The organism is uncultured Vibrio sp. (assembly GCF_947488985.1).
In the GTDB taxonomy this organism is placed as follows: domain Bacteria; phylum Pseudomonadota; class Gammaproteobacteria; order Enterobacterales; family Vibrionaceae; genus Vibrio.
Genome location: NZ_CANLBV010000193.1, coordinates 1 through 2,021, shown reverse-complemented (window position 1 = coordinate 2,021; position 2,021 = coordinate 1). Strand labels below are relative to the sequence as shown.

General features: G+C 43.4%; 5 protein-coding genes. 2 read left to right on the top strand and 3 right to left on the bottom strand.

The genetic code is table 11. The features are described 5' to 3' along the window. The 3 genes from Q1A70_RS19625 to Q1A70_RS19615 form a co-directional block, all read right to left on the bottom strand. A partial coding sequence (locus Q1A70_RS19625) for a hypothetical protein (RefSeq protein WP_299695756.1) occupies positions 1-392 on the bottom strand: 392 nt, incomplete at its 3' end. Continuing rightward, positions 382-1,122 carry a hypothetical protein gene (locus Q1A70_RS19620; RefSeq protein ID WP_299695758.1) on the bottom strand — a complete coding sequence of 247 codons (741 nt, stop codon included), beginning with the start codon at positions 1,120-1,122 and terminating at the stop codon, positions 382-384. The genes Q1A70_RS19620 and Q1A70_RS19625, both read right to left, overlap by 11 nt. Continuing rightward, positions 1,119-1,418, bottom strand: coding sequence for a hypothetical protein (locus tag Q1A70_RS19615; RefSeq protein WP_299697582.1), 300 nt, complete (start codon positions 1,416-1,418; stop codon positions 1,119-1,121). Before Q1A70_RS19615 ends, Q1A70_RS19620 begins: the two co-directional genes overlap by 4 nt. A gap of 82 nt (positions 1,419-1,500) precedes the next feature. Here Q1A70_RS19615 and Q1A70_RS19610 point away from each other — a divergent pair, with 82 nt between their 5' ends. After that, positions 1,501-1,731 (top strand): hypothetical protein, encoded by a 231-nt coding sequence (locus Q1A70_RS19610; protein WP_299695800.1) that lies wholly within the window; start codon positions 1,501-1,503, stop codon positions 1,729-1,731. Continuing rightward, the coding region (locus tag Q1A70_RS19605; protein ID WP_299697580.1) for a DUF2913 family protein at positions 1,728-2,021 on the top strand (294 nt) is incomplete at its 3' end. The genes Q1A70_RS19610 and Q1A70_RS19605, both read left to right, overlap by 4 nt.

Genomic DNA, 2,021 nt, shown 5'->3' with positions numbered 1-2,021 from the left:
ACTTCGCCAGTACCGTCCCAAGTACCACTATCACCAAACGTGTAACGCTCCGTTTTTACTTCATAGCGCGCTGTTTGTGTCTCGGCTGCGACTCTTTTTGCACGTTTGGAACGCTTGGCTTTGCTTTTGGTCTTGCCGTCATTCATCAATTGAGAAACTTCTTCGTGACTCAGTCCAGTCTTTTCCATGATGCTTTTTAGCATCCCTTTCGCTTCTTCTTGCGCAGCTATTTTTTCTGATTCCGTCTTTTCTCGTTGCTCGATGTACTCACCTAACTTTTCGGAAATGACTTTTAAATGACTCACCCCGGTTTCTTTAAACGTTTGTTGGATGCGCTTCTTGTTGGCAAAAATTGTGAGTAACTGCTCTGTTAGCGATACATCAGTGTTCATGTTGGTTTCCTTCTTCATTGAAATTGATAAGACCAAAGCACATTCCATAGTCGATAAGGCACTCCATCATGGGCTTTGGCATTTGCTCTTGTGAAATCTTGTATCGGTGCGGACGTTCCCAATCTTCACGTTTGTAGTAAAGGCGACGAGTTAAATTGTTCTTATCAATTGTCACGCCGTGGAAGTAGGGAGGAACGCCTTGGTCGTGATAGATGTTTCTTTCCTCTTCAGAGGTGCTAGTTAAAAGTCGATTAAAGTAACGACAGGTAAGAGCAAATCTCTTTTGATTGGCTAACCCTTTTTCTTCATCACCCGTGAACGCAAAGTTCCCGCCCTTTTCAAGTTTGAAGGTAAAGTCCGTAAAGGTATGAGCTCGCTCAGGCTTTGTGAGTAAGTTGAAGTTAGAGCGAGCTCGGTATATCTGGTTCTTTTCTTTCTCGATATGAATTTCCAGTACACCTTCAAAGTCATTAAACTCTTCATAGGTGTGGCGCATCTGTCCCATGATGAAAGTGTCGCCCACTTTCATCTCTCGGATTCTGGCGCGAAAATACAAAGGCATACGGCAGTAACTTAAAAAGTCATACCCTGCCATTCTTTGATAGACAGTTTGTCGTGATTTATCGCGTTTGGTTTTTTCTTCTTTCCACTCTTGCTCTAGTGCTTCTTCTTCGGATTTTGATAGCTGTATTTCGTTCATGTTGGCCTCTTTGCTTATCATGATATTCATCCACCACACCCTGCTGGGCAGCAATCAATATCAATGCCGTGAGAGCAATATTGATTGTCATCATCCCAATCCGACGCTGAAATGGGTGCATGATTGGGTTGCTCATGTTCGTAGTCATACTTTTTGGCAAGAGCAATTACGTTATCCCTTTCGTTGTTAGGCAGACGTTCTAAAAGCGCATCGACGGATGATTGAAAACGTTGGCTATAGAGCTCATAGCTGAGTCCACAGCCTTGATGAGCCTCTTTGGCTAACTGCTCGATGAGTAATGGGTAATCTGGTTTTTCAATGGTCATGACTCTATCCTTTTGGCATTTCACCCTAAGTCCGATAACATCGGATTTCGTTGGTCAGTTGAGTAAAACAATGGAAGAAAAAATGAGGCTGGACACCACGACTCCGTGGTATTACCGAGCGGGGTTTGTATTAACCCTACTTTTTGTTATTGGGCCTTTGGCTTTGCCGTTAGTCTGGCTGTCTCCAGCTTTGTCTCGTGGAAAAAAAGGCGTGATAACATTAGCTATGGTGGCGTTTACTTGGGTTAGTTACCAAGCTTGGTTAGATATCGCCCCTTTAGTAGACCAAATAATGGAATTACAAGCTTTATGAGTCGAAACCTTAAACACTATCAAGCTCTTGATGCGCTAGTCACTCATGCGCTGCTCGCTCTCTATTGCACCATCAGTCAGCAAGGGGGGTTCTGGACTGTGAAAAGAAGAAATGAGTTGTTGGTCAAAGTCATCAAACCGAAAGTTAAACAACCTCAGTTTGCGACGTGTAAAAATGAAATCAAAACTATGCTCAACATAGGCCGAAATGCAACCGGAAACTTAGAGCGCAAGCTTTGGGATGTGAACCGACTTAACCTTGAGTACAAAGCAAAACTCTCACAAGCCGAT

Excerpts from the sequence above, each read along its gene's own strand:
- Q1A70_RS19620 (WP_299695758.1), bottom strand. The coding sequence starts at position 1,122 with ATGAATATCATGATAAGCAAAGAGGCCAACATGAACGAAATACAGCTA.
- Q1A70_RS19615 (WP_299697582.1), bottom strand. The coding sequence starts at position 1,418 with ATGACCATTGAAAAACCAGATTACCCATTACTCATCGAGCAGTTAGCC.
- Q1A70_RS19610 (WP_299695800.1), top strand. The coding sequence starts at position 1,501 with ATGAGGCTGGACACCACGACTCCGTGGTATTACCGAGCGGGGTTTGTA.